The sequence below is a fragment of the Streptomyces sp. NPDC016677 genome (assembly GCF_055562815.1).
The window spans coordinates 316,770-339,083 of the sequence record NZ_JBVHEO010000001.1 but is presented as its reverse complement, the minus strand read 5'-3'; the positions used below and the strand labels follow the sequence as shown (position 1 = coordinate 339,083).

Here is a 22,314-nt window from a genome sequence, read left to right as displayed (position 1 = left end):
TGACGCCGGAGCCCGGTGGAGCGTTCGGTGCCCGGTCGGCTAGGACACGACGTCCTTGCGGGCGAAGCCCCGGAAGGCCAGGGCGAACAGGACCAGGGCGTACGTCACCGACAGCGAGGTGCCCTGGATCATGCGGGTGAGGTCCAGTTGCGGCTGGACGGCGTCCAGCCAGGCGTACTGCCAGTGCGCGGGCAGGAAGGAGCGCCAGTCGCCGAGCGCCGTCACCTCGTCCAGGACGCTGCCGATGATGGTCAGGCCCACCGCGCCGCCGACCGCGCCGAGCGGGGCGTCGGTCCAGGTGGAGAGCCAGAACGCCAGGGCGGCGGTGACCAGTTGGGAGACGAAGACGTACGCCACCGTCAGGGCGAGGCGGGCCGTGGCGGTGTCCGTGGCCAGGGTGGAGCCGGTGGGCAGCTCCAGCGGGCCCCAGCCGTAGGCGGCCGTGCCGACGGCGAGGGCGACCAGGGGCAGCAGCACGATCGCGGCGAGGGAGAGGCCGAGGCCCACGGTCAGCTTGGACAGCAGCAGCCGGGCGCGCGGGACGGGTGCCGCCAGCAGATAGCGCAGGGAGGACCAGCTCGCCTCCGAGGCGACCGTGTCGCCGCAGAACAGGGCGACGGGGACGACCAGGAGGAAGCCCGCGGACGCGAACAGCGTGACGGCGGCGAAGTTGGCGCCGGACGCGGTGGCCGAGTCCATCAGGGAGACCTGGCCGGCCCGGCCCTCCGGTTCGCCGCCGACCGCGAAGGCGACCAGCAGCACGAAGGGCAGGGCGAACAGGATGCCGCCCATCACCATCGTGCGGCGCCGCTTGAGCTGGCGGACCAGTTCGACCCGTACGGGCAGGGTGCGGCCCGCGCGGTAGCCCTCGGCGACCTCGGCTCGCTCCATCAGCGTGGGCATGCGTCAGTCTCCGATCAGGGTGAGGAAGGCGTCTTCGAGGCGGCGGTGCGGGCCGACCGACGCGACGGGGACGTCCAGGCGCACCAGGTCGGCGACGAGCCGGCGGGCGGTGGCGCCGGAGTCCAGGCGGACCAGCAGGCCGTCGTCGACCGGTACGGCGGAGGCCACGCCGGGCAGGGCGGCGACCTTCTCCAGCACCGGTTCCTGGAGGGGGCCGTCGGTGCCGACCAGCAGGGTGTCGCCGGAGCCGATGATCTCCTGGACCGGGCCGGCCTGGACGAGGCGGCCGTGGTCCATCACCACCAGGTGGGTGCAGGACTGTTCGACCTCGGCGAGGAGATGGCTGGAGACGATGACCGTGCGGCCGGCCGCCGCGTAGCGGATCATCACCTCGCGCATCTCGCGGATCTGCGGCGGGTCCAGGCCGTTGGTCGGCTCGTCCAGGATGAGCAGGTCCGGCAGGCCCAGCATGGCCTGGGCGATGGCCAGGCGCTGGCGCATGCCCTGGGAGTACGTGCGCACCGCGCGGGCGAGCGCCTCGCCGAGGCCGGCGATCTCCAGGGCCTCGTCCAGGTGGGCGTCCTCGGGCGGGCGGCCGGTGGCCTTCCAGTACAGCTCCAGGTTCTCCCGCCCGGACAGGTGCGGCAGGAAGCCCGCGCCCTCGACGAACGCGCCGACCCGGGAGAGGACGGAGGCGCCGGGCGCGATGGCGTGTCCGAAGACCCGGATCTCGCCGCCGTCCGGGGTGATCAGGCCCATCAGCATGCGCAGGGTGGTGGTCTTGCCGGCGCCGTTGGGGCCGAGCAGGCCGAGGACCTGGCCCTGCTCGACCCGGAAGGAGAGGTCGCGGACGGCGTACCGGTCGCTGTTCCTGGCGTACTTCTTGGTGAGGCCGGTGATCTGGAGGGGGACCTCGGCGAGAGCGGGGTCGGGCGGCGGGGCCGCGGTGCGGCGGCGGGCCGTCAGCAGCAGCGCGGCGGCGACGGCCGCGCCGGCCAGCGGCGCCCACCAGACCCAGGCGGGCAGCCCGGCCGCCTGGCCGGTGGCCCCGAGGGCGGTCGGCACCTTCAGGGCGCTCTTCACGGAGACCGTGTACGTGGCGGGGGACGCCGGGGAGGCGTAGCCGAGGTCGGTGGAGGAGAACACCACCCGCAGGCGGTGACCGTCGGCCAGGTCGTGGTCGATCGCCGGGAGGGTGACCGTGACGTCCTCGCCGTCCTCGGCTGTCAGCGGGGTGACCAGCTGGGAGGGGAGGACCTGCGCGCCGCCGCCGGGGGCGACGTCGTACATCTTGGCGAAGAGGACGGCCTCGTCGGAGGTGGACTCGACGTGGACGGTGACGGTGGGTGAGCCGGTGATCTGGAGGTCGCCGCGCACCGGCCGGGACTCGAACGCCGCGTACTGGCCGGGGAAGTCCAGGGAGATGCCGATGCCGAGGGAGGAGAGCTGGGAGAGACCGCCGGCGCCGCCGAGGCCGGGGAGGGCGGAGACGGAGGGCGGGTTGGCGCCGGCCGGGTTCTCGAAGGACTGCTCGCGTCCGGAGAGTTCGATGGAGCGGGGGTCGGCGGTCAGACCGGGGTAGGTGTCGGAGTCGACGCCGCTGAGGCGGGGTTCGCCGTCGCCGCTGCCGGTGCCGATGGTGCGGGTGACACGGAAGGCGGGGCCGGTGGCGGCGCTCTCGTCGTCCTTCAGGTAGCGGTCGAACCACGCCTTCGTACGGGCCTGGAGGCGGTCGCCCTCCAGGTCGCCGCCGTCGTGTCCGCCGGAGATCCAGTCGACGTCGACGGGGGCGCCGTTCGCCTTGATCGCCTCGGCGGCGGCGTCGGCCTGGCCGAGCGGGAAGAGCGAGTCGGTCTGGCCCTGCATGAGGAGGGTGGGCACGTCGATGCGGTCGCCGACCGCCTGCGGGCTGCGTTCTTCCAGCAGTTCGCGGGCCTTGGTGTCCGGCTTTCCGGACTCGGCGACGCGCTCGTACATCGCGCAGAGGGTGTCCTCGAAACGGGCGCAGCCGCCGCCGGAGTTGACGAAGATGCCGGCCCACAGCTTCTTGAAGACGCCGTTCGGGAACAGGGCGTCCGCGAGGTTCCAGTAGGTGATGGCGGGGGCGATCGCGTCGACGCGGTCGTCGTGCCCGGCGGTCAGCAGGGCGATGGCGCCGCCGTAGGAGGCGCCTGCCATGCCGACGCGGGGGTCACCGGCCTTGTCCAACTGCACCTGCGGCTGCTTCGCGAGCCAGTCGATGAGCTTGGAGACGTCGGCGACCTCGGCGTCGGGGGCGTTCAGGGCGATCTTGCCGGTGGACTCGCCGAAGCCGCGGGCGGACCAGGTGAGGACGGCGTAGCCGTCCTGGGCCAGTTGCTCGGCCTGGTCGCGGACGTCGTCCTTGGAGCCGCCGAAGCCGTGGCCGAGGAGGACGGCGGGGCGGTCGCCGTCGCCGGCGGCATCCGCGGTGAAGTACGAGGTGTCGACGCGGATGCCGGGGGCGGTGGTGAGGGTGGTGTCGGTGCGGGTCACCCGCGGTGGGTCGTCGTCGGCCGCGGCGGTCCAGGTGCCGGCGCCGGCCAGCACCGCCACGGTGGCCGTGGCGGCCAGCCAACGGCGCTTGCCGCGCAGTCGAAGATCCATGCGGTAACGGTACGGGGTGAAGCTGTCGGGTTGTTATCGACCGGGGGGTGAGACGGGCCCCCTCCGCTGGGGGTACGCGGAGGGGGCGGGTACTGCGGGTGCGGTAGGCGGGTGCGGGCTGTATGCGGCTGGTCGCGCCCGCGCGGCGGAGCCGCGGATCTGTACGGCCCCGCGCCCCTAAGCGTTGGTCTCCGCGTCCTCGGGGATCGAGACCAGCCAGCGGGTCTCGCGTCGCGGGCGGAGGTAGAAGGCCCAGTAGAGCGTCGCCGCTGCCGTGATGCCGCCCGTCCACAGCAGGTACTCCGTCTCCTGCCGGGTCAGGATGTACGCGAGTACGGCGATGAGCAGGACCGGGACCGCCGGCCACAGGGGCATGCGCCAGGCGGGCGTCTCCCGGTGGCCGCCCCGCCGGGCGAACAGGGCGGCGATCGCGACCAGCAGATACATGCCGGTGACGGACACGCCCGTCACGCCGTACAGGGTGTCCAGGTCGACGAAGCACAGGACCGCGCCGGGGACGCCGACGGCGAGGGTGGCGACCCAGGGGGAGCCGAAGCGGCCGAGCTTGGCGAGGACGGTGTTGACCGGGCCGGGCCACGCCTTGTCGCGGGCGGAGGCGAACAGGACGCGGGAGTTCTGGATGACCATCACGATGCCGGCGTTGATGATCGCCAGGGCGACGCAGAGGCTGACGAAGGTGCCGGTGGCGGAGTTGGACCAGGCGGTGACCATGGCGCCGAGGTCGCCGCCGGTCAGCTCGGCCAGGTCGGCGGCGCCCAGGGTGATGGCGACGACCGGGACCAGGATGACCGCGGTGGAGAGGGCGAGGGTGGCCAGGACCGTCCGGGCGACGTTGCGGCGCGGGTTCTCCAGTTCCTCGGAGAGGTAGACGGCCGTGGAGAAGCCCTGGGTGACGAAGAGGGCGATGGCGAGGCCGGAGACGACCAGCAGGGCGGTGACGGGGTCCGCGTGGCCGTCCGCGCCGGCCACCTCCATCGAGGCGAGGGCGCCGGGGCCGCGCTCGGCGTGGGCGAAGCCCAGCACCGCGACCAGGGCCGCCGCGATGACCTCCAGGACCAGGAAGACGCCGGTGATCCAGGCGTTGGCCCGCAGGTCGAGCAGGCCGGCCAGGGTGGCGAGCAGCATGACGCCGGCGCCCGCGACCGACGGGTCGAGGTCGACGACGGGGGCGAGGTAGTCGGCGGTGCCCATCGCGATGACCGGCGGGACGATCACGACGACCAGCAGGGAGAGGACGAACACCAGCCAGCCGGCCAGCCGTCCGGCCATCGTCGAGACCATGGCGTACTCGCCGCCCGCGCTGGGGATGAGGGTGCCCAGCTCGGCGTAGCAGAACGCCACGGCGATACAGAGCAGCGAGCCGACGGCGATGGTGAGGGCGGTGGCGGTGCCCAGGGAGCCGAACAGGTCGGGGACGACGACGAAGAGGGTGGAGGCGGGGGTCACGCAGGAGAGCGTCAGCAGGGTGCCGCCGACGACGCCTATGGAGCGCTTCAGGGTCCGGGGGCTGCCGGTGCCGGCATCCGGTGCCGGGGGGACGAGGGGTTCGGCAGGGCGGAGCGTGTCGGTCATGCGGCGGTCCGATCGACTCGTGCGGCAGAGGGTGACGGACGGGAGCGCTATCGCCTCCGGCGGCTCAGGTGGTTCTCCTCGTGGTCCGCTCCCGGTTGCGCAGCATTAACCCCGACGAAAAGCGTGTCGTCAATGGGTGATCACCTACGGAATCCGCAGCTCAAATGGGTAACGGATGGCCATCAGGACACAACAGGGCCGTGGGGAGCGCGCATTGCCGCACTGCGGGAACCGCAGCGGCCGGGCGTGAAAAAAGGGCCCGTCCGCGGTGCGGAAGGGCCCCGGAGCCCGCTGTCAGTGGTGGCGCGGGAAGCCCAGGTCGACCCCGGACGGGGCCTCGGACGGGTCCGGCCAGCGGGTGGTGACGACCTTGCCTCGGGTGTAGAAGTGGGTGCCGTCGTTGCCGTAGACGTGGTGGTCGCCGAAGAGGGAGTCCTTCCAGCCGCCGAAGGAGTGGTAGCCGACGGGGACCGGGATCGGCACGTTGACGCCGACCATGCCGGCCTCCGCCTCCAGCTGGAAGCGGCGGGCGGCGCCGCCGTCCCGGGTGAAGATCGCGGTGCCGTTGCCGAACGGGGAGGCGTTGATGAGGGCCACGCCCTCCTCGTAGGTCTCCGCGCGCAGCACGCACAGCACCGGGCCGAAGATCTCGTCCTGGTACGCCTTCGCCGAGGTGGGCACCTTGTCGAGCAGGGAGATGCCGATCCAGTGGCCGTCCTCGTGGCCGTCGACGGTGAAGCCGGTGCCGTCGAGGACGACCTCGCAGCCCTCGGCCGCCGCGCCCGCGACGTAGGAGGCGACCTTGTCGCGGTGGGCCTTGGTGATGAGCGGGCCCATCTCGCTCGTCGGGTCGTCGCCGGGGCCGATCTTGATCTTCTCGGCGCGTTCGCGGATCTTGTCGACGAGTACGTCGCCGGTGGCGCCGACGGCGACGACCGCGGAGACGGCCATGCAGCGCTCGCCGGCGGAGCCGTAGGCGGCGCTCACGGCCGCGTCGGCCGCCGCGTCCAGGTCGGCGTCGGGCAGCACGAGCATGTGGTTCTTGGCGCCGCCGAGCGCCTGCACGCGCTTGCCGTGGGCGGAGGCGGTGGTGTGGATGTGGCGGGCGATCGGCGTCGAGCCGACGAACGACACCGCCTTGACGTCGGGGTGCTCCAGCAGCCGGTCGACGGCCGTGCGGTCGCCGTGGACGACGTTGAGGACGCCGTCGGGCAGGCCGGCCTCGGTGAGCAGTCCGGCGAGCTTGAGCGAGGCCGAGGGGTCCTTCTCGCTCGGCTTGAGCACGAAGGTGTTGCCGCAGGCGATGGCGACGGGGAACATCCACATCGGCACCATCGCCGGGAAGTTGAACGGCGTGATGCCCGCGACCACGCCCAGCGGCTGCCGGATGGCGGCCACGTCGACGCGGGTGGCGACCTGGGTGGACAGCTCGCCCTTCAGCTGCACGGTGATGCCGCAGGCCAGGTCGACGATCTCCAGGCCGCGGGCGACCTCGCCGAGGGCGTCGGAGTGCACCTTGCCGTGCTCGGCGGTGATCAGCGCGGCCAGTTCGTCGCGGTGGGCGTCGAGCAGGGCGCGGAAGCGGAAGAGGATCTCCGTGCGCTGGGCGAGCGAGGACCGGCCCCAGGTCGCGTACGCCTCCTTGGCGGCGGCGACCGCGGCGTCCACCTCCTCGGCCGAGGCGAAGGCGACGTGGGCGGTGACCGCGCCGGTGGCCGGGTCGGTCACCGGGCCGGACCTGCCGGAGGCGCCTTCGACGGTCCTGCCGCCGATCCAGTGGTTGACGATGTCCGTCATGGCCGTGAACTCCTTCGCAGACCAGGGGGCGGGGTCGGGGGTCGGTACGGAGGACATCCCATCAGGCGGGGACCCGGCAGCGGGCCCGACACAGTGTCTGCGGTTGCGGACCCGGCGTAGACAGGTGCGGGGGTGCCGCCGCGCCGGCGGCGTTCCCAGGCCGGCGCGGCGCGGTCACCGTACGGCCCCCGCCGCGAGCGCCGCCGCCACCTCGTCGGCGGTCGGCATGGCGGAGGAGCACTCCAGGCGGGAGGCGACGATGGCGCCCGCGGCGTTGGCGTACCGCATGGTCCGCTCCAGCTCCCAGCCGGCCAGCAGGCCGTGGCAGAGGGAGCCGCCGAAGGCGTCGCCCGCGCCGAGGCCGTTGAGGACGTCGACCGGCAGCGGCGGGACCTGGACGCCGACGCCCCGGTCGTCGACGGCGAGGACGCCCCGGGGGCCCTGTTTGACGACCGCGAGCCGCACGCCCGCGTCGAGGAGGGCGCGGGCGGCGGCGCGCGGTTCGCGGACGCCGGTGGCGACCTCCACCTCGTCGAGGTTGCCGACGGCGACGGTGGCGTGCCGCAGTGCCTCCCGGTAGAAGGGGCGGGCCGCGTCCGGCGCGTCCCAGAACATGGGGCGCCAGTCCAGGTCGAAGACGGTCGCGCCGGTCCCGGCGCGGTGCGCGAGGGCGGCGAGGGTCGCCGTGCGGCTGGGTTCCGCGCACAGGCCGGTGCCGGTCACCCAGAAGACGCGGGCGTCGCGGACGGCGTCCAGGTCGAGGTCGTGGGCGTCCAGCTCCAGGTCGGGGGCCTTGGGCTGCCGGTAGAAGTAGAGCGGGAAGTGGTCCGGCGGGAAGACCTCGCAGAAGGTGACCGGGGTGGGCAGTCCGGGCACCGGGGTGACCCAGCGGTCGTCGACGCCGAAGTCGCGCAGGGCCTGGTGGAGGTAGGCGCCGAAGGGGTCGTCGCCGGTACGGGTGATCACCGCAGTACGGCGGCCGAGGCGGGCGGCGGCGACCGCGACGTTGCTGGCCGAGCCGCCGAGGAACTTCCCGAAGGACGTGACCCGCGCCAGCGGGACGCCCGTCTGCAGCGGGTAGAGGTCCACCCCGATCCGTCCCATGGTGATCACGTCGTACGCCATGCGCGGCCCCTCGGTGTCGGTCGGTCCCGGCCCTGCCGTACCTGAACCCTTCCCCCGGCGTCAACGCGCCACGCCCGCCGTCCGCCCCGCTCCCGTGCGGCACTTCTGTCACGAACGCCTCGGTCGTGTCACGGCTGTCGCGGGTACGCCGGTATTCCGTCACACCCGTGTACGTCCCCCCCTTCCCTCCTCACGCCCGGTCGTTGAACGGTCACAGGTTGATGATCGCCAGCGCGGCGCCCGGCTCCCCCGACGGCCGTTTCCGGCCGCCCCCGAGGCGCGCGCGGGGAGGTGTGACGTATGACCGACCGAACCCTCTGGTCCTACAAGGACATCGCGGCCCACATCAGGGTGCAGCCGGACACCGTACGGTCGTACCGCAAGCACGGGCTGCTGCCCCCGCCCGACCACGTGGAGGCCGGCAAGCCCTACTGGTACGCCGACACGGTCCGCGCCTGGGTGGCGGCCCGGCCGGGCAAAGGGGGGCGCCGGCAGCGCTGACCCCGGCGGCCCGCACCCGACACGCGACACCCGTACCCCCTAGGGGTATGGTGGAGGTAGGTGACCCCACCACGGGTCACGGGTACCCCACCCACACACCCCGACGAGGAGTAGACATGACCGCCCCTACCGGCACCTCGGATTCCGTCACCACCGTCACCACCGTCTACAAGGTCAGCGGGATGAGCTGCGGACACTGCGAGGGCGCCGTCTCCGGCGAGATCGGCGAGATCCCCGGCGTCAGCTCGGTGAAGGCCGTCGCCTCCACCGGCGAGGTCACCGTCGTCTCCGAGGCGGCGCTGGACGAGGACGCGGTGCGCGCCGCCGTGGACGAGGCGGGCTTCGAGCTCGTCGGCCGCGCCTGAGCGGCCCGCCCGCCCCTCCTCCTGGCGCGCGCCTGCGCGCGCGCCGCACACGGAGCCCACCCCTCGCGACCGGGCCGCGTCGCATGCCGCCCGGTCGGCCGTCTGGAGCCGGAGCATGACCACCACCACCGCCCGCACCCCGTCCGCGCCACGCCCGTCCGCGCCGTCCCCTTCCGCGCCGTCCCCGGCGGACGACGCGCCCGGCCGCTCGCGGACCGAACTGCGCATCGGGGGCATGACCTGTGCCTCCTGCGCGGCCCGCGTCGAGAAGAAGCTCAACCGCATGGACGGCGTCACCGCCACGGTGAACTACGCGACCGAGAAGGCCCGGATCTCCTACCCGCCGGGCATCGAGGTCGCCGACCTGATCGCCACCGTGGAGCGCACCGGCTACACGGCGGAGGAACCGCCCCCGCCCGAGCCCGCGCCGGCCTCCGCGGCCGAGGAGGCCCGGCCGGCGGACCACGACCCGGAACTGTCGGCGCTGGGCCGCCGCCTGTCCGTCGCCGCGCTGCTCGCCCTCCCCGTCGTGCTGCTGGCCATGGTCCCGGCCGCGCAGTTCGACAACTGGCAGTGGCTCTCCCTGACCCTGGCCGCGCCCGTCGTCGTCTGGGGCGGCCTCCCCTTCCACCGCGCCACCTGGACCAACCTGCGGCACGGCGCCGCCACCATGGACACCCTGGTGACGCTCGGCACCCTCGCGGCGTTCGGCTGGTCGCTGTGGGCCCTGTTCTTCGGCGACGCGGGCATGCCGGGCATGCGCCACCCCTTCGACCTGACCGCCTCCCCCGCCGACGGCTCCTCGGCCATCTACCTGGAGGTGGCCGCCGGCGTCACCGTCTTCCTGCTCCTCGGCCGCTATCTGGAGGCCCGCTCCAAGCGGCGCGCGGGCGCGGCGCTCAGGGCCCTGATGGAACTGGGCGCCAAGGACGTCACCGTCCTGCGCGACGGGCGCGAGGTGCGCGTCCCGGCGGACCGGCTGGCGGCCGGCGACCTGTTCGTCGTCCGCCCCGGCGAGAAGATCGCCACCGACGGCACGGTGGTCGAGGGCAGCTCGGCGGTGGACGCCTCGCTGCTGACCGGCGAGTCCGTACCGGTGGACGTCACGCCCGGGGACACCGTCACCGGCGCCACGGTCAACGCCGGCGGCCGGCTGGTGATCGAGGCCACCCGGGTCGGCGCCGACACCCGGCTCGCCCGGATGGCCCGCATGGTGGAGGACGCCCAGAACGGCAAGGCCCGCGTCCAGCGCCTCGCCGACCGGGTCTCCGGGATATTCGTGCCCGTGGTGCTGCTGATCGCGGTGGGCACCTTCGGGGGGTGGCTGGGCGCGACCGGCGACACGGTGGCCGCGTTCACCGCGGCCGTCGCGGTCCTGATCATCGCCTGCCCCTGCGCGCTGGGCCTGGCCACCCCCACCGCCCTTCTGGTCGGCACCGGGCGCGGCGCCCAGCTCGGCATCCTCATCAAGGGCCCCGAGGTCCTGGAGTCCACCCGCCGCGTCGACACCGTCGTCCTGGACAAGACCGGCACTGTCACCACCGGCCGCATGACCCTGCACACCGTCCACGCCGCCCAGGGCACCGACGAGCGGGAACTGCTGCGCCTCGCCGGTGCCGTGGAGCACGCCTCCGAGCACCCCGTCGGCCGGGCCGTCGCCGCGGGCGCCGAGGAGCGCGTCGGCACACTGCCCCCGGTCGAGGGCTTCACGAACGTGCCCGGACGGGGCGTACGCGGGCGCGTGGAGGGCCGCGAGGTCACCGTGGGGCGCCTCTTCGAGCGGGTCCCGGACGAGATCGCGGGGGCCGCCGAGGAGGCCGAGCGGGAGGGCCGTACGGCCGTCCTGGTCGGCTGGGACGGCGCGGTGCGCGGGATGGTCGCCGTGGCCGACGCGGTGAAGGAGACCAGCGCCGAAGCGGTCACCCGGCTACGGGCGCTCGGGCTGCGCCCGGTCCTGCTCACCGGCGACAACCGCACCGTCGCCGAGTCCGTCGCCCGCGAGGTCGGCATCGACGAGGTGATCGCCGACGTGCTGCCCGAGGACAAGGTCGCCGTCGTCGAACGCCTCCGCGCCGAGGGCCGTACGGTCGCCATGGTCGGCGACGGGGTCAACGACGCCGCCGCGCTCGCCACCGCCGACCTGGGGCTGGCGATGGGGACCGGCACCGACGTCGCCATCGAGGCGAGCGATCTGACCCTGGTCCGCGGTGACCTGCGGGTCGCCGCCGACGCCATCCGGCTCTCCCGCCGCACCCTCGCGACGATCAAGGGGAACCTCGTCTGGGCCTTCGGCTACAACGTCGCCGCCCTCCCGCTCGCCGCCGCCGGACTGCTCAACCCGATGATCGCGGGCGCGGCGATGGCCTTCTCCTCCGTCTTCGTCGTCACCAACAGCCTCCGGCTCCGCACATTTCACTGAGGTCTCGAACCTCTGGCGCCTCTGGAGTCCGGCACCTCTCTCCCATAAGCTCTTCACAAGGCTCGCGCATCTTCCTTACGCTGGGGTCTCGTTCGGCATACCGGTCTCCCGCCCACCTGGCGGACAGGGGAGGAGACGCAGCTCACAGTGATCCGAACGTAACCATCGAAGGGATTCGAAGGTCTAAGTTGACAATGTCAGGGAGCGTCTTGGGGGGCGCGAACTGGCATCCGGGGATGTCTTGGGGGACTTTCCCGGGTGGGGGTACCTCCCGGCTCGAACGCAGGTGAGAGCTGGGGGAGCGTTGCCGGGGCAGTACGTACACCGGGAAGCTTTGAGCGGCCCTCCCGGAGGTGCACTGTCCCGGCAGACCGCAGCAGTACGCCAGACGGCACAGCCAGACGGCACAGCAGTACAGCGATTCAGGCGCTGTTCTCTCAGACGCCCGGCCGGATCCCGTGGGGGGAATCCGCACCGGGACATGGGAAGGCGCCCTGGTCGTCGGCCCGTGGGGGGACCGGCGCCGGGGCGCCTTTCGCTTGTCCGGATACGCGTGGGTCCCGTACCGCCGGGCGGTACGGGACCGTTCGTGAACCCTCAGCGCTCCTCGACGGGGACGAAGTCGCGCTCGACCACGCCGGTGTAGATCTGGCGCGGGCGGCCGATGCGGGAGCCCGGCTCCTTGATCATCTCGTGCCACTGGGCGATCCAGCCCGGCAGCCGGCCCAGCGCGAACAGGACCGTGAACATCTCGGTCGGGAAGCCCATGGCCCGGTAGATCAGACCGGTGTAGAAGTCGACGTTCGGGTAGAGGCTGCGCGAGACGAAGTAGTCGTCGGAGAGCGCGTGCTCCTCCAGCTTCAGGGCGATGTCCAGCAGCTCGTCGGACTTGCCGAGGGCGGAGAGGACGTCGTGCGCGGCGGCCTTGATGATTTTGGCGCGCGGGTCGAAGTTCTTGTAGACCCGGTGGCCGAAGCCCATCAGGCGGACGCCGTCCTCCTTGTTCTTCACCTTGCGGATGAAGGAGTCGACGTCGCCGCCGGCGTCACGGATGCCTTCCAGCATCTCCAGCACCGACTGGTTGGCGCCGCCGTGCAGCGGGCCCCACAGCGCGTTGATGCCGGCCGAGATCGACGCGAACATGTTGGCCTGGGACGAACCCACCAGGCGGACCGTGGAGGTCGAACAGTTCTGCTCGTGGTCCGCGTGCAGGATCAGCAGCTTGTCCAGGGCCGCGACGACCGTCGGGTCCAGGTCGTACTCCTGGGCCGGCACCGAGAACGTCATGCGCAGGAAGTTCTCGACGTAGCCGAGGTCGTTGCGCGGGTAGACGAAGGGGTGGCCGACCGACTTCTTGTACGCGTACGCCGCGATCGTCGGGAGCTTGGCGAGCAGCCGGATCGTGGAGAGGTTGCGCTGCTGCTCGTCGAACGGGTTGTGGCTGTCCTGGTAGAACGTCGACAGCGCCGAGACCACCGACGACAGCATGGCCATCGGGTGGGCGTCGCGCGGGAAGCCCTTGTAGAAGTTCTTGACGTCCTCGTGCAGCAGGGTGTGCTGCGTGATCTCGTTCTGGAACGCCGTGAGTTCGTCGACCGTCGGCAGCTCGCCGTTGATCAGCAGGTAGGCGACCTCCAGGAAGGTGGAGCGCTCGGCCAGCTGCTCGATCGGGTAGCCGCGGTAGCGGAGGATGCCCGCTTCGCCGTCCAGATAGGTGATGGCGGATTTGTAGGCGGCGGTGTTGCCGTAACCACTGTCCAGCGTGACCAGACCGGTCTGGGCGCGGAGCTTCCCGATGTCGAAGCCCTTGTCGCCGACGGTGCTGTCGATCACCGGGTAGGTGTACTCGCCGTCGCCGTACCGCAGTACTACTGAGTTGTCGCTCACGTCTTCCCTCACCGACGTAGTGCCTCATCTTCGAGGTGCCCTGACTGTCTCTACCATCCCCCACTTGGCTCAGGAGAGTGCACTCGGGGTCGACCATCGGGCCTATCGGCGGCACTGAGTGCCGCCAACTTGCTCATACTGCCCCCTCCGCTCCCCTTCGGGAAGTGGTCTGTGACCTTCGCGACTCATTTGATCGATCATTTGTTACGCGGTGGGGGCCCCGAGCCGGAAATCCAGCGCCGTACAGCGCCGTCCGGCGGAGACCGTGCGGACCGCCTGACCGATCGCCTTGCGCGAACCGACCAGGACGACCAGCCGCTTCGCCCGGGTGACCGCCGTATACAACAGGTTTCGCTGGAGCATCATCCAGGCCCCCGTGGTCACCGGGATCACCACCGCCGGGTACTCACTGCCCTGCGAGCGGTGAATGGTGACGGCATAGGCGTGGGCGAGTTCGTCCAGTTCGTCGAATTCGTACGGGACCTCCTCGTCCTCGTCGGTCAGTACGGTCAGCCGCTGCTCCACCGGGTCGAGGGAGGTGACGACCCCCACCGTGCCGTTGAAGACGCCGTTCTCCCCTTTCTCGTAGTTGTTCCTGATCTGGGTGACCTTGTCGCCGACTCTGAAAACGCGTCCGCCGAACCGCTTCTCGGGGACGTCGGGGCGGCCCGGGGTGACGGCCTGCTGGAGGAGCCCGTTCAGCGTGCCCGCGCCGGCCGGTCCCCGGTGCATCGGCGCGAGGACCTGCACGTCCCGGCGCGGGTCGAGTCCGAAGCGGGCCGGGATGCGCCGCGCCGCCACGTCGACGGTGAGCCGGCCCGCCTCCTCCGTGTCGTCCTCGACGAAGAGGAAGAAGTCCTTCATGCCGTCGGTGACCGGGTGCTGACCGGAGTTGATCCGGTGCGCGTTGGTCACCACGCCCGACTGCTGGGCCTGGCGGAAGACCCGGGTGAGGCGGACGGCGGGGACGGGACTGCCGTCGGCGAGGAGGTCACGCAGCACCTCGCCGGCGCCGACGGACGGCAGCTGGTCCACGTCCCCGACGAACAGCAGATGCGCACCCGGCGGTACGGCCTTCACCAGCTTGTTGGCGAGCAGCAGGTCCAGCATCGACGCCTCGTCGACCACCACCAGGTCGGCGTCGAGCGGCCGGTCCCGGTCGTAGGCAGCGTCGCCGCCCGGCTTCAGTTCGAGGAGCCGGTGGACGGTGGACGCCTCGGCGCCGGTCAGCTCCGCCAGCCGCTTGGCGGCCCGCCCGGTCGGCGCGGCGAGCACGACCTTGGCCTTCTTCGCGCGGGCCAGCTCCACGACCGACCGCACCGTGAACGACTTGCCGCACCCCGGCCCGCCGGTGAGCACGGCGACCTTCTCGGTGAGCGCCAGCTTCACGGCGGCCTCCTGCTCGGGCGCCAGCTCGGTCCCCGTGCGCCCCTTCAGCCACCCGAGCGCCTTGTCCCACGGGACGTCCTGGAAGCCCGGCATCCGGTCCTCGTCGGCCCGCAGCAGCCGCCGCAACTGCCCCGCCAGCGACAGCTCGGCCCGGTGGAAGGGCACCAGATACACGGCGGTGACGGGCTCCCCGCCCTCCGGGTCGGGCACCTTCTCCCGTACGACGCCGGGGTCCGCGCCGTCCTCCTCCGGCTCGGCGGCCAGTTCGGCGAGGCACTCGATGACGAGCCCGGTGTCGACCTGGAGCAGCTTCACCGCGTCGGCGATCAGCTTCTCCTCCGGGAGATAGCAGTGCCCCTGGTCGGTGGCCTGGCTGAGCGCGTACTGCAGCCCCGCCTTCACCCGGTCCGGGCTGTCGTGCGGGATGCCGACGGACTGGGCGATCTTGTCGGCGGTGAGGAAGCCGATGCCCCAGACGTCGGCGGCGAGCCGGTACGGCTGGTTCTTGACGACGGAGATCGAGGCGTCGCCGTACTTCTTGTAGATGCGGACGGCGATGGAGGTGGACACCTCCACCGTCTGGAGGAAGAGCATGACCTCCTTGATCGCCTTCTGCTCCTCCCAGGCGTCGGCGATCTTCCTGGTGCGTTTGGGGCCCAGGCCCGGGACCTCGATCAGCCGCTTGGGCTCCTCCTCGATGACGGTGAGGGTGTCGAGGCCGAAGTGCTGGGTGATGCGGTCGGCGAAGACCGGCCCGATGCCCTTGACCAGACCGGAACCGAGGTAGCGCCGGATGCCCTGGACGGTGGCGGGCAGGACGGTGGTGTAGTTCTCGACGTGGAACTGCTTGCCGTACTGGGGGTGGCTCCCCCAGCGGCCCTCCATCCGCAGCGACTCCCCCACCTGCGCGCCGAGCAGCGCGCCGACGACGGTGAGCAGGTCGCCGGCGCCTCTGCCGGTGTCGACGCGGGCGACCGTGTAGCCGTTCTCCTCATTGGCGTACGTGATGCGCTCCAGGACGCCTTCGAGCACGGCGAGCCGCCGTTCGCCGGGGGCCGCTGCGGACTGGTCGGTCATGATCCGACGGTACCGGGGGGCTGTGACAGCGGGCGGTCCGGCAGGGAGTCGCTCAGTAGTCTTGACACATGGAGGCACGGTCCGACGCATCTGCAAGCAACTGGACACACAACTCCTCGACACCCACCCCGGTCACATCTGCGCGAACGGCCCCGAGATCGAGCATCCGGCGCTGGGCCGTATGCGCCGGCCCGACGCCGTCGTCATCCCCGAGGAAGTCCTCGACGAGGAGGGGCTCGCCGTCGACGCGACGCGCGTACTGGCCGCCATCGAGATCGTCTCCCCGTCCAACCCGGGCAACGACCACGACGCGAAGCTCGCGGACTGTCCCGCCATGGGCATCCCGCTCCACCTGATCGTCGACCCGCGCACCGGCACGATCGAAGTGCACTCCGAGCCCTGCAAGGGCCGTTACAGCAACAAGGAGCCGTACATCTTCGGTGACTCGGTGCCGTTCGGGCCGTGGACCGTGGAGACGTCGGAGTTCCGGCGGTACGGGAAGGACAGCAGGTCTTGAGGAGGCCCTGGGGACGGGGTGCGGGGCGGCTGTTACACGGACGTTGATCTTTCAGGTAACCGTTCGGGCCTGTTGATCGTCTTGTCCTGCACCAAGAGTCTTCCGGAATGGTGTGCCCTTATGAGATCCGCGCGTCCCGCCCTGTTCGACCGTCTGCCCGGCCGGCCCATCGCCGCGGTCCTGGCCGCCGCCGGGGTGCTCGCCGGGGTCATGGTCGGCCAGGGCGGCCTGGACACCGTGGTCGGGTGCGGGATCCCGCAGGACGCGTACGCGTCGCAGACCGCGTCGGACTGGGTCACCAACGCCGACCACGTCGTCGTGGCGACGCCCACCGGGGAGAAGGAGATCAACCGGGAGGACTTCACCGAGGGTTCGGTGAAGTACACGGCGGACCGGGACGTGACCTTCCGGGCGGACGACGTCCTGTGGTCCGCGGGGTCGCCCCGGCGGGAACTGGGCGACAGCTTCGACATGGTCGCCCCCGGGTGGCGGGTCTACGAGAGCGGTACGCGCATCAAGCGGACGGCCGCGGCGGCGCCCCGGCTGGAGACCGGGCACACCTATCTGCTCGCGCTGCGCTGGGTCGACGACGCGTGGGTCGTGCTCGGGGAGGGCGCGGCCGTGCCGTTCGACGACCATGTCGCCGGGCAGGGTGAGTGGTGCGGGCGGGTGCTGAGCAAGGAGGACGTGTCGCTCGGGGAGCGGTTCTCACGGGAGGACGACAAGAGCCTGGAGAAGGCGGTCTTCGGCCGGAACGAGGAGGCGGTCGGCGCGGCGCTGCGCAAGGCGCGGAAGTCGTGAGCGGTTCGGTGGGGGTGGCGTCGGGAGGGCCTACGTTCCCGTCTCGCTCGCTGTCTGCTTGAGGAACTCGACGAAGGCGGAGAAGGAGGGGGACGGGAAGGTGAGGGTGGGGGCGTGGGGGGTCTTCGAGTCGCGGACGGCTATGCGGGGGGGTGCGTCCGCGACTTCCACGCAGTCGTTGCCGTCGCCTTCACCGGAGTAGGAGGACTTGCGCCAACGGTCCATATGAGACCTCACAGTTCTTTCGCCAGCCGGTTGATGACATCACGCGAGGGGACGGGGTCCAGTGACACGGCCCGCATCTTATGAAACCGGGTCCGGTAGGCGCCGAGCTGTGCCTCGGAGTCGAGGAGGACCGAGCCATGAGGCGCGTCGCGCAATACGGTGTCCAGCCTGGGCACGGGACCGCCCGCGTACGTCATCGTGCTCGACGCCCTGGCGAAGCCGTCCAGGTCGAACGGGATGACGCGCAAGGTGACATGGCTCGCTTCGGACAGGTCGAGAAGACGGGCCAGCTGGGCCCTGGAGGCGGCACGGTCGCTGACTCTGATCCGTAGCGCCGCCTCGTGGACCAACGCTTCGTACGGAGTGGTGGACCTCTGGCGCGCTTTTCGGTGTTCGATGCGCAACTCAAGTTCCTCAGCGGTCAGTTCCGGCAGCCTGGAGGAGAAGACCGCTCGCGAGTAGTCCTCCGTCTGCAACAGGCCCGGCACGTACAGGATCGCCACGTTACGCAGGAAGCGGGCGTGGTGTTCCAGCTCGGACAAGTCCAGGAACGACGTGGGCAGTCGCCCCCGGTACGCCTCCCACCAGCCGCGCGTCCGGTCCGTGGCCATGTCCACCAGCGCTTCGACGTACTCCGTGTCCGTGCAGGCGTAATGGGATACGAGTCGACGCAGGCGCTCCTCGCTCACGCCCGTGAGACCCAGTTCGATATGACTGATCTGCGCCCTGCTCGCGCCCAGGAGCGCCGCCGCCTGGACGACGGTCAGGCCGGCCGCCTCACGAAGCCTGCGCAGCTCGGCACCCAGCCGCACCTGACGCGCTGTCGGGTCGCGCCTTTGGACCATAGGTCACTCTCCTCTTTTGAGGGGCCGATCACGCGATCGGCTTGTCACGGGTAGCAGAATACCCATACCGTCTGTGACGAGGAGAACACAGTGCGGAAGCGCACCGCTCCGTCCTGTCGTGACGGCTGCGGCACTGCCACCGTGCGCGGCGTCCTCCCTCTCATTCATCCATCCGCTCCCTCTCCTCGCTCGCCACCGATCGGAGTCGATGACGTATGCCCGAAGCCTGGAACTACACCCTCCACATCCCGAACGACCTCAGAGCGGTCACTGTCTGCCGCCGCACCCTGCGCCTCATCCTCACCATGCACGGCCTCATCAGCCTCGTGGACACAGCGGAGTTGCTCGCCACCGAGCTGGTATCCAACGCCGTACGGCACACGAAAGGCCCCGCCGCCTTGCGGGTGCGGTGGACTCCGCCCGGACCGTTGCGGATCGGGGCCTGGGACACCGATCCGGAGCCACCGGAACCGCCGGCGTCATGCGACCGCACGACCGATGCGGAGGAAGGCCGAGGGCTGACCCTCGTACGGGCGTGCGCCGACGCGTGGGGATGGTATCCGCTGCCCAGGGAGGGGAGTCGGGGGAAGTACGTGTGGTGCGAGGTGGGGGTGGCTCAGGGGGTGGGAGGCGTGGGGAAACGGTGACCCGGCCGGCGTTGGCGGGTGGCGGTCCGGGGGGGGCGGCACCCCGGACATCTGTCGCAACGCCGATGGCGCGTCCGCCTCTTGAATCCCACTCGCACCACAGCGCGTGAGTTGCCCCGGTGCTCTGGCATGCCCTCACCGGTCCGGCTACTTTCGACGTACGAGATGCCCATACCGGGGCATCCCGACATAGGGGGAACATTGCGCAAGCTCGCTGCAACGGTCGCCGGCATGACTCTCGCCCTGGGTGCCCTCGGGGTCACCCTGGCGCCGAGCGCCTCGGCCGCAACGCCCTGCCCGTCCGGCGCGGTCTGCATCCGCGAGGCGAACGGCAGCATCCTGAGCAAGAACATCTTCTACAGCTACGGCGCCCACAACCTGTCCAACGTGACTGGCACCCGGGTGATCGTGAACAACCAGACGGGTGGCGCCGGCTTCCAGATCTGCAAGGGGTACAACGGCGCCGACTGCTACCCCGTGCAGCGCGCCACCGGCGCCTACGCGCCGTACGACTTCACGCCGATCAACTCGGTCGTGCTCGTACGGTAAGGGCAGTGGCGTGCCGTGCGCCCGGCGCTTCGGCCGGTCGCACGGCACCGCCGTCTCATCGGCGGTCGGTGGCGGTGTCGGTGGCGGTGTCGAGGAGTTCGCGGGCGGCGGAGACGAAGTCGGTGCGGGCCGCGTCGAACTGCCGGATGGCTTCGGCGTGTTCGCTGCCCATGCGCAGGGCCGCCTCCCATGAGGGGTCGGCCAGCAGGGCGTGCCGCTGCTCGGCCGTGAACAGGCCGGACGCGTCCAGGGCCTCGGCCGCGCGGTGGCGCGCGGATTCGTAGGCGGACCGGTCCGCTCGGCCGGTTTCGTGGCGGAAGGCGGCTTCGCGCAGTTGCGTCAGTGCCCGGTGGGCCGCACGTGCGAGGGCGGACGGGGAGCCGCTGTCGGCCTGGTCCGTCGCGGCACTGGTCGCCGTACTCAGGACGCGCATGGCGGTGGCGCGGGGTGCCAGCCGCCGGGCGTGCTCGTCGGCCGCGAGGCAACGCCGGTGTGCCGTCCGCGCCAGGGCCGTGAGAGAGGGCGGGCCTTCCAGCTCCACCACCGCGAAGGCCGCCGTCACCGCGCGGAAGGCGGCCGACAGGGCGTCGGCAGCGAGGAGTTCGGGGCGGGCGACCAGTTCCTTGACCTCGTCGAGCGCGGTGACGAACGCCGCGTAGGCGTCCCGTCTGATCTCCCGGCGCCACTGCTCATGCGCGGCGCGTTGCGCGGCGTGCGTCTGGTCGAGGGCCGCCCGGTACGTCATGTCGGCCTGCGCCAGCACCGCGTCCGCCTGCGCGATCGCCCCGCGCAACTGCACCCGGGCGGCGGCCAGGGCGCCCAGGGCGCCGACCGCCACCCCCAGGAGCGTGCACACGGCTCCCACGATCGTGGACAGCCCGTCGGAGCCCATGGCCACGTAGGGGGTGCGGATGAGTTCGCTGTGCATCCGGCGATCCTGTCATCGGCCGTCCGGTGTCCGGGGCGTGATCGTCGATGACGGCTGCTGTTCCAGCCACTTCCCGTCGCGCATGACGACCCTTCCGCGCAGCTCCGGTTCGCCACGCCAGGCGCGCACGGTTCTCGGGGTGACGCGCAGGTACAGGAAGGAGCCCTCTTCCCCGCGGGGGTCCCAGCCGAACTTGCCGGCGAACGCCTCCGCGGCGGGTCCGGGCACCTCGTGTTCGGTGAAGTACTCCGCCTCGCCCTGGACGAGCACCACGTCGAAGGTGTCCGGCAGCGACAGGCGTACCCGCGGCTCCGCGCGGACGTTGCGCGCGGTCACGGACGTGGCGCTGGTGCACATCCACACGGCCCGCCCGTCCCACAGGAACCACAGCGGCACCTGGTGGGGTCCGTGATCCGGGTGAGCCGTCGACACCCACGCGTCCCGCTCGGTGGTGAGCCGCCGCAGGGTGTCGCGCGTACGTTCCGGCAGCGTCCGGCGACCGGCGGTTCCCGTGGTGTCCATGAGGAACGACCCTAGCCAGGCGGGGCGCGGCGCGCCTGGGGCGCGGGACCTACGACCGGCGGCCGAGGGACCGGGGCCAGGGTCTCAGGCGGCGGGCCAGCCGCCCAGTGCCATGTCGGCCACCCGCTGGAGGTCGTCGCGGGTCGCGCCGCTCGACGCCTGGACGGCGATGCCGTTGGCGACGGTCATGAGGTAGCGGGCGAGGGCTCCGGGGTCGGCGTCGGCGGGGAGGTCGCCTTCGTCGACCGCCCGCTGGAGCCGGAGGCGGAGGTGCTCCGTGCCCTCGTTGCGCCAGGCGACGAGCGCGTCCCGCGTGGTGCGGCCGGCCTCGCCGGCGGCGAGGGACGCCTGGACACCCAGGCAGCCGGCGGGGCAGTCGGGCTGGGTGGTGGCGCGGACGGAGCCGTTCAGGAACGCGGTGGCCACCGCGCGGGCGGTCGGCTCCCGCAGGGCACGGGCGACGTACGAGGCGGGGCCCTCGGCGTAGCGCTCCAGCGCCTTGCGGAACAGGTCCTCCTTGTTGCCGAAGGCCGCGTACATGCTGGTGCGGGTGATGCCCATCGCGGCGGTCAGGTCGGTGAGGCTGGCGCCTTCGTAGCCCTGTTCCCAGAAGACCCGCATGGCGCGCTCCAGGGCCTCCTCGGCGTCGAAGCCCCTCGGCCGGCCGAGCTGGCCTCTCCCCTTCGGTCGCGTCTCCATGCCCCCACCCTACCTCTTCCGTACCGGTCGGTGCAGATGTGTTACGGTCCACTTCAGTACCGGTCGGTACACAAACAGGCGAGCCAGGAAGTGGGCATGCACATGGGGCAGTTCGAGGGCAAGACCGCCGTCGTCACCGGCGGCCACACCGGGATCGGCCGCGCCACCGCCGTACGGCTGGCGGACGAGGGCGCGCACGTGTTCGTCATCGGACGGCGCGAGGCGGCGCTGAAGGCGACCGCCGGGATCATCGGCGAGGGGCGCGTCACCGCCGTGCCGGGCGACATCACCGACCTCGCCGACCTGGACCGGCTCTACGACGCGGTCCGCGCCCGCGGCCGGGGCCTGGACATCGTCTTCGCCAACGCGGCGACCGCGTCGTTCGCGGCACTGGAACAGGTCACCGAGGAGCACTTCGACCAGACCTTCGCCGTCAACGTGCGCGGCACCCTGTTCACCGTCCAGAAGGCGCTGCCGCTGCTCAACGACGGCGCCTCGGTGATACTCAACGCCTCCACCGCCGCCGGCAACGGCACCGAGGCGTTCGGCGTGTACGCGGCCTCCAAGGCCGCCGTCCGGTCGTTCGCCAGGACCTGGGCCAACGAGCTCACGGGCCGCGGCGTCCGGGTCAACGCCGTCTCACCGGGACCGGTCGACACCACCGGGATCACGGAACTCTTCGGCGAGGAGAGCGCCCCGGCCGCGCGGGAGAAGCTCGCCGCGGGGGTGGCGATGGGACGGATGGGACGCCCGGAGGAGATCGCCGCGGCCGTGGCCTTCCTCGCCTCCGCGGAGAGCAGCTACATGCTCGGCGCCAACCTCTACGTGGACGGCGGTGAGAACCAGATCTGACCGCACCACCGGTCACGATCCGGTCTCGGCCGCGCCCACCCCCTTGCC

Annotated in this window: 20 protein-coding genes; 8 read left to right on the top strand and 12 right to left on the bottom strand. The window is 71.7% G+C overall.

What is annotated here, in order from left to right:
- Window positions 1-39: 39 nt before the first annotated feature.
- From ACZ3IG_RS01485 to iolC, 5 genes are all read right to left on the bottom strand, one after another.
- A complete protein-coding gene (locus ACZ3IG_RS01485; RefSeq protein ID WP_467427946.1) occupies window positions 40-903 on the bottom strand; it encodes an ABC transporter permease in 864 nt (287 codons plus the stop codon).
- A gap of 3 nt (window positions 904-906) precedes the next feature.
- Entirely contained in the window at window positions 907-3,528 is a 2,622-nt protein-coding gene (locus ACZ3IG_RS01480; RefSeq protein WP_467427944.1) for an alpha/beta fold hydrolase, read from the bottom strand.
- Window positions 3,529-3,705: 177 nt separating this feature from the next.
- Window positions 3,706-5,121, bottom strand: a complete 1,416-nt coding sequence (locus ACZ3IG_RS01475; RefSeq protein ID WP_467427942.1) for an APC family permease — start codon at window positions 5,119-5,121, stop codon at window positions 3,706-3,708.
- Between the two features lie 294 nt (window positions 5,122-5,415).
- Window positions 5,416-6,918 (bottom strand): CoA-acylating methylmalonate-semialdehyde dehydrogenase, encoded by a 1,503-nt coding sequence (gene mmsA / locus ACZ3IG_RS01470; RefSeq protein WP_467427941.1) that lies wholly within the window; start codon window positions 6,916-6,918, stop codon window positions 5,416-5,418.
- Between the two features lie 174 nt (window positions 6,919-7,092).
- Window positions 7,093-8,043, bottom strand: a complete 951-nt coding sequence (iolC, locus tag ACZ3IG_RS01465) for a 5-dehydro-2-deoxygluconokinase (RefSeq protein ID WP_467427940.1) — start codon at window positions 8,041-8,043, stop codon at window positions 7,093-7,095.
- A gap of 300 nt (window positions 8,044-8,343) precedes the next feature.
- On the opposite strand from iolC, the gene ACZ3IG_RS01460 reads away from it, so the two are divergent.
- The 3 genes from ACZ3IG_RS01460 to ACZ3IG_RS01450 all read left to right on the top strand — a co-directional run bounded on the left by ACZ3IG_RS01460 (window position 8,344) and on the right by ACZ3IG_RS01450 (window position 11,328).
- The gene (locus ACZ3IG_RS01460) at window positions 8,344-8,544 is read left to right on the top strand and encodes a helix-turn-helix transcriptional regulator (RefSeq protein ID WP_467427938.1); all 201 of its coding nucleotides are present in this window, start codon (window positions 8,344-8,346) and stop codon (window positions 8,542-8,544) included.
- Window positions 8,545-8,660: 116 nt separating this feature from the next.
- The gene (locus ACZ3IG_RS01455; RefSeq protein ID WP_467427936.1) at window positions 8,661-8,909 is read left to right on the top strand and encodes a heavy-metal-associated domain-containing protein; all 249 of its coding nucleotides are present in this window, start codon (window positions 8,661-8,663) and stop codon (window positions 8,907-8,909) included.
- 115 nt (window positions 8,910-9,024) lie between these two features.
- A complete protein-coding gene (locus ACZ3IG_RS01450) occupies window positions 9,025-11,328 on the top strand; it encodes a heavy metal translocating P-type ATPase (protein ID WP_467427935.1) in 2,304 nt (767 codons plus the stop codon).
- A gap of 597 nt (window positions 11,329-11,925) precedes the next feature.
- Here the strand turns inward: ACZ3IG_RS01450 and ACZ3IG_RS01445 are convergent.
- Both ACZ3IG_RS01445 and recD2 read right to left on the bottom strand, forming a co-directional pair.
- Window positions 11,926-13,215: a citrate synthase gene (locus ACZ3IG_RS01445; RefSeq protein WP_215165928.1), complete on the bottom strand. Its 1,290-nt coding sequence runs from the start codon at window positions 13,213-13,215 to the stop codon at window positions 11,926-11,928.
- A gap of 204 nt (window positions 13,216-13,419) precedes the next feature.
- Complete coding sequence (gene recD2, locus ACZ3IG_RS01440) at window positions 13,420-15,681, bottom strand: SF1B family DNA helicase RecD2 (protein WP_467427931.1); 2,262 nt, start codon at window positions 15,679-15,681, stop codon at window positions 13,420-13,422.
- Between recD2 and ACZ3IG_RS01435 the strand changes: the two genes are divergently transcribed.
- Window positions 15,611-16,198, top strand: a complete 588-nt coding sequence (locus tag ACZ3IG_RS01435; RefSeq protein WP_467427930.1) for a Uma2 family endonuclease — start codon at window positions 15,611-15,613, stop codon at window positions 16,196-16,198. The two genes, recD2 and ACZ3IG_RS01435, sit on opposite strands and share 71 nt — an antisense overlap.
- A 120-nt stretch (window positions 16,199-16,318) precedes the next feature.
- A complete protein-coding gene (locus ACZ3IG_RS01430) occupies window positions 16,319-16,999 on the top strand; it encodes a hypothetical protein (protein ID WP_467427929.1) in 681 nt (226 codons plus the stop codon).
- 30 nt (window positions 17,000-17,029) lie between these two features.
- On the opposite strand, the gene ACZ3IG_RS01425 is transcribed toward ACZ3IG_RS01430, so the two are convergent.
- Window positions 17,030-17,224: a DUF397 domain-containing protein gene (locus tag ACZ3IG_RS01425; protein ID WP_467427927.1), complete on the bottom strand. Its 195-nt coding sequence runs from the start codon at window positions 17,222-17,224 to the stop codon at window positions 17,030-17,032.
- Window positions 17,225-17,232: 8 nt separating this feature from the next.
- Window positions 17,233-18,069 (bottom strand): helix-turn-helix domain-containing protein, encoded by an 837-nt coding sequence (locus ACZ3IG_RS01420; protein WP_467427925.1) that lies wholly within the window; start codon window positions 18,067-18,069, stop codon window positions 17,233-17,235.
- 215 nt (window positions 18,070-18,284) lie between these two features.
- On the opposite strand from ACZ3IG_RS01420, the gene ACZ3IG_RS01415 reads away from it, so the two are divergent.
- Window positions 18,285-18,716, top strand: coding sequence for an ATP-binding protein (locus tag ACZ3IG_RS01415; RefSeq protein WP_467427923.1), 432 nt, complete (start codon window positions 18,285-18,287; stop codon window positions 18,714-18,716).
- A gap of 231 nt (window positions 18,717-18,947) precedes the next feature.
- Window positions 18,948-19,265 (top strand): hypothetical protein, encoded by a 318-nt coding sequence (locus ACZ3IG_RS01410; RefSeq protein ID WP_467427921.1) that lies wholly within the window; start codon window positions 18,948-18,950, stop codon window positions 19,263-19,265.
- A gap of 55 nt (window positions 19,266-19,320) precedes the next feature.
- Here the strand turns inward: ACZ3IG_RS01410 and ACZ3IG_RS01405 are convergent, their stop codons facing one another.
- The 3 genes from ACZ3IG_RS01405 to ACZ3IG_RS01395 all read right to left on the bottom strand — a co-directional run bounded on the left by ACZ3IG_RS01405 (window position 19,321) and on the right by ACZ3IG_RS01395 (window position 21,414).
- Window positions 19,321-20,193 carry a hypothetical protein gene (locus ACZ3IG_RS01405; RefSeq protein WP_467427919.1) on the bottom strand — a complete coding sequence of 291 codons (873 nt, stop codon included), beginning with the start codon at window positions 20,191-20,193 and terminating at the stop codon, window positions 19,321-19,323.
- A 12-nt stretch (window positions 20,194-20,205) separates the two neighbouring features.
- Window positions 20,206-20,715, bottom strand: a complete 510-nt coding sequence (locus ACZ3IG_RS01400; protein ID WP_467427917.1) for a pyridoxamine 5'-phosphate oxidase family protein — start codon at window positions 20,713-20,715, stop codon at window positions 20,206-20,208.
- 84 nt (window positions 20,716-20,799) lie between these two features.
- Window positions 20,800-21,414 (bottom strand): TetR/AcrR family transcriptional regulator, encoded by a 615-nt coding sequence (locus ACZ3IG_RS01395; RefSeq protein ID WP_467427915.1) that lies wholly within the window; start codon window positions 21,412-21,414, stop codon window positions 20,800-20,802.
- Window positions 21,415-21,516: 102 nt separating this feature from the next.
- On the opposite strand from ACZ3IG_RS01395, the gene ACZ3IG_RS01390 reads away from it, so the two are divergent.
- A complete protein-coding gene (locus ACZ3IG_RS01390) occupies window positions 21,517-22,266 on the top strand; it encodes an SDR family NAD(P)-dependent oxidoreductase (RefSeq protein WP_467429150.1) in 750 nt (249 codons plus the stop codon).
- Window positions 22,267-22,314: the final 48 nt, after the last annotated feature.

Coding starts and splice junctions, on each gene's coding strand:
- ACZ3IG_RS01485 (WP_467427946.1), bottom strand. CDS start 903: ATGCCCACGCTGATGGAGCGAGCCGAGGTCGCCGAGGGCTACCGCGCG.
- ACZ3IG_RS01480 (WP_467427944.1), bottom strand. CDS start 3,528: ATGGATCTTCGACTGCGCGGCAAGCGCCGTTGGCTGGCCGCCACGGCC.
- ACZ3IG_RS01475 (WP_467427942.1), bottom strand. CDS start 5,121: ATGACCGACACGCTCCGCCCTGCCGAACCCCTCGTCCCCCCGGCACCG.
- mmsA (WP_467427941.1), bottom strand. CDS start 6,918: ATGACGGACATCGTCAACCACTGGATCGGCGGCAGGACCGTCGAAGGC.
- iolC (WP_467427940.1), bottom strand. CDS start 8,043: ATGGCGTACGACGTGATCACCATGGGACGGATCGGGGTGGACCTCTAC.
- ACZ3IG_RS01460 (WP_467427938.1), top strand. CDS start 8,344: ATGACCGACCGAACCCTCTGGTCCTACAAGGACATCGCGGCCCACATC.
- ACZ3IG_RS01455 (WP_467427936.1), top strand. CDS start 8,661: ATGACCGCCCCTACCGGCACCTCGGATTCCGTCACCACCGTCACCACC.
- ACZ3IG_RS01450 (WP_467427935.1), top strand. CDS start 9,025: ATGACCACCACCACCGCCCGCACCCCGTCCGCGCCACGCCCGTCCGCG.
- ACZ3IG_RS01435 (WP_467427930.1), top strand. CDS start 15,611: ATGCGCTCCAGGACGCCTTCGAGCACGGCGAGCCGCCGTTCGCCGGGG.
- recD2 (WP_467427931.1), bottom strand. CDS start 15,681: ATGACCGACCAGTCCGCAGCGGCCCCCGGCGAACGGCGGCTCGCCGTG.
- ACZ3IG_RS01430 (WP_467427929.1), top strand. CDS start 16,319: ATGAGATCCGCGCGTCCCGCCCTGTTCGACCGTCTGCCCGGCCGGCCC.
- ACZ3IG_RS01425 (WP_467427927.1), bottom strand. CDS start 17,224: ATGGACCGTTGGCGCAAGTCCTCCTACTCCGGTGAAGGCGACGGCAAC.
- ACZ3IG_RS01420 (WP_467427925.1), bottom strand. CDS start 18,069: ATGGTCCAAAGGCGCGACCCGACAGCGCGTCAGGTGCGGCTGGGTGCC.
- ACZ3IG_RS01415 (WP_467427923.1), top strand. CDS start 18,285: ATGCCCGAAGCCTGGAACTACACCCTCCACATCCCGAACGACCTCAGA.
- ACZ3IG_RS01410 (WP_467427921.1), top strand. CDS start 18,948: ATGACTCTCGCCCTGGGTGCCCTCGGGGTCACCCTGGCGCCGAGCGCC.
- ACZ3IG_RS01405 (WP_467427919.1), bottom strand. CDS start 20,193: ATGCACAGCGAACTCATCCGCACCCCCTACGTGGCCATGGGCTCCGAC.
- ACZ3IG_RS01400 (WP_467427917.1), bottom strand. CDS start 20,715: ATGGACACCACGGGAACCGCCGGTCGCCGGACGCTGCCGGAACGTACG.
- ACZ3IG_RS01395 (WP_467427915.1), bottom strand. CDS start 21,414: ATGGAGACGCGACCGAAGGGGAGAGGCCAGCTCGGCCGGCCGAGGGGC.
- ACZ3IG_RS01390 (WP_467429150.1), top strand. CDS start 21,517: ATGGGGCAGTTCGAGGGCAAGACCGCCGTCGTCACCGGCGGCCACACC.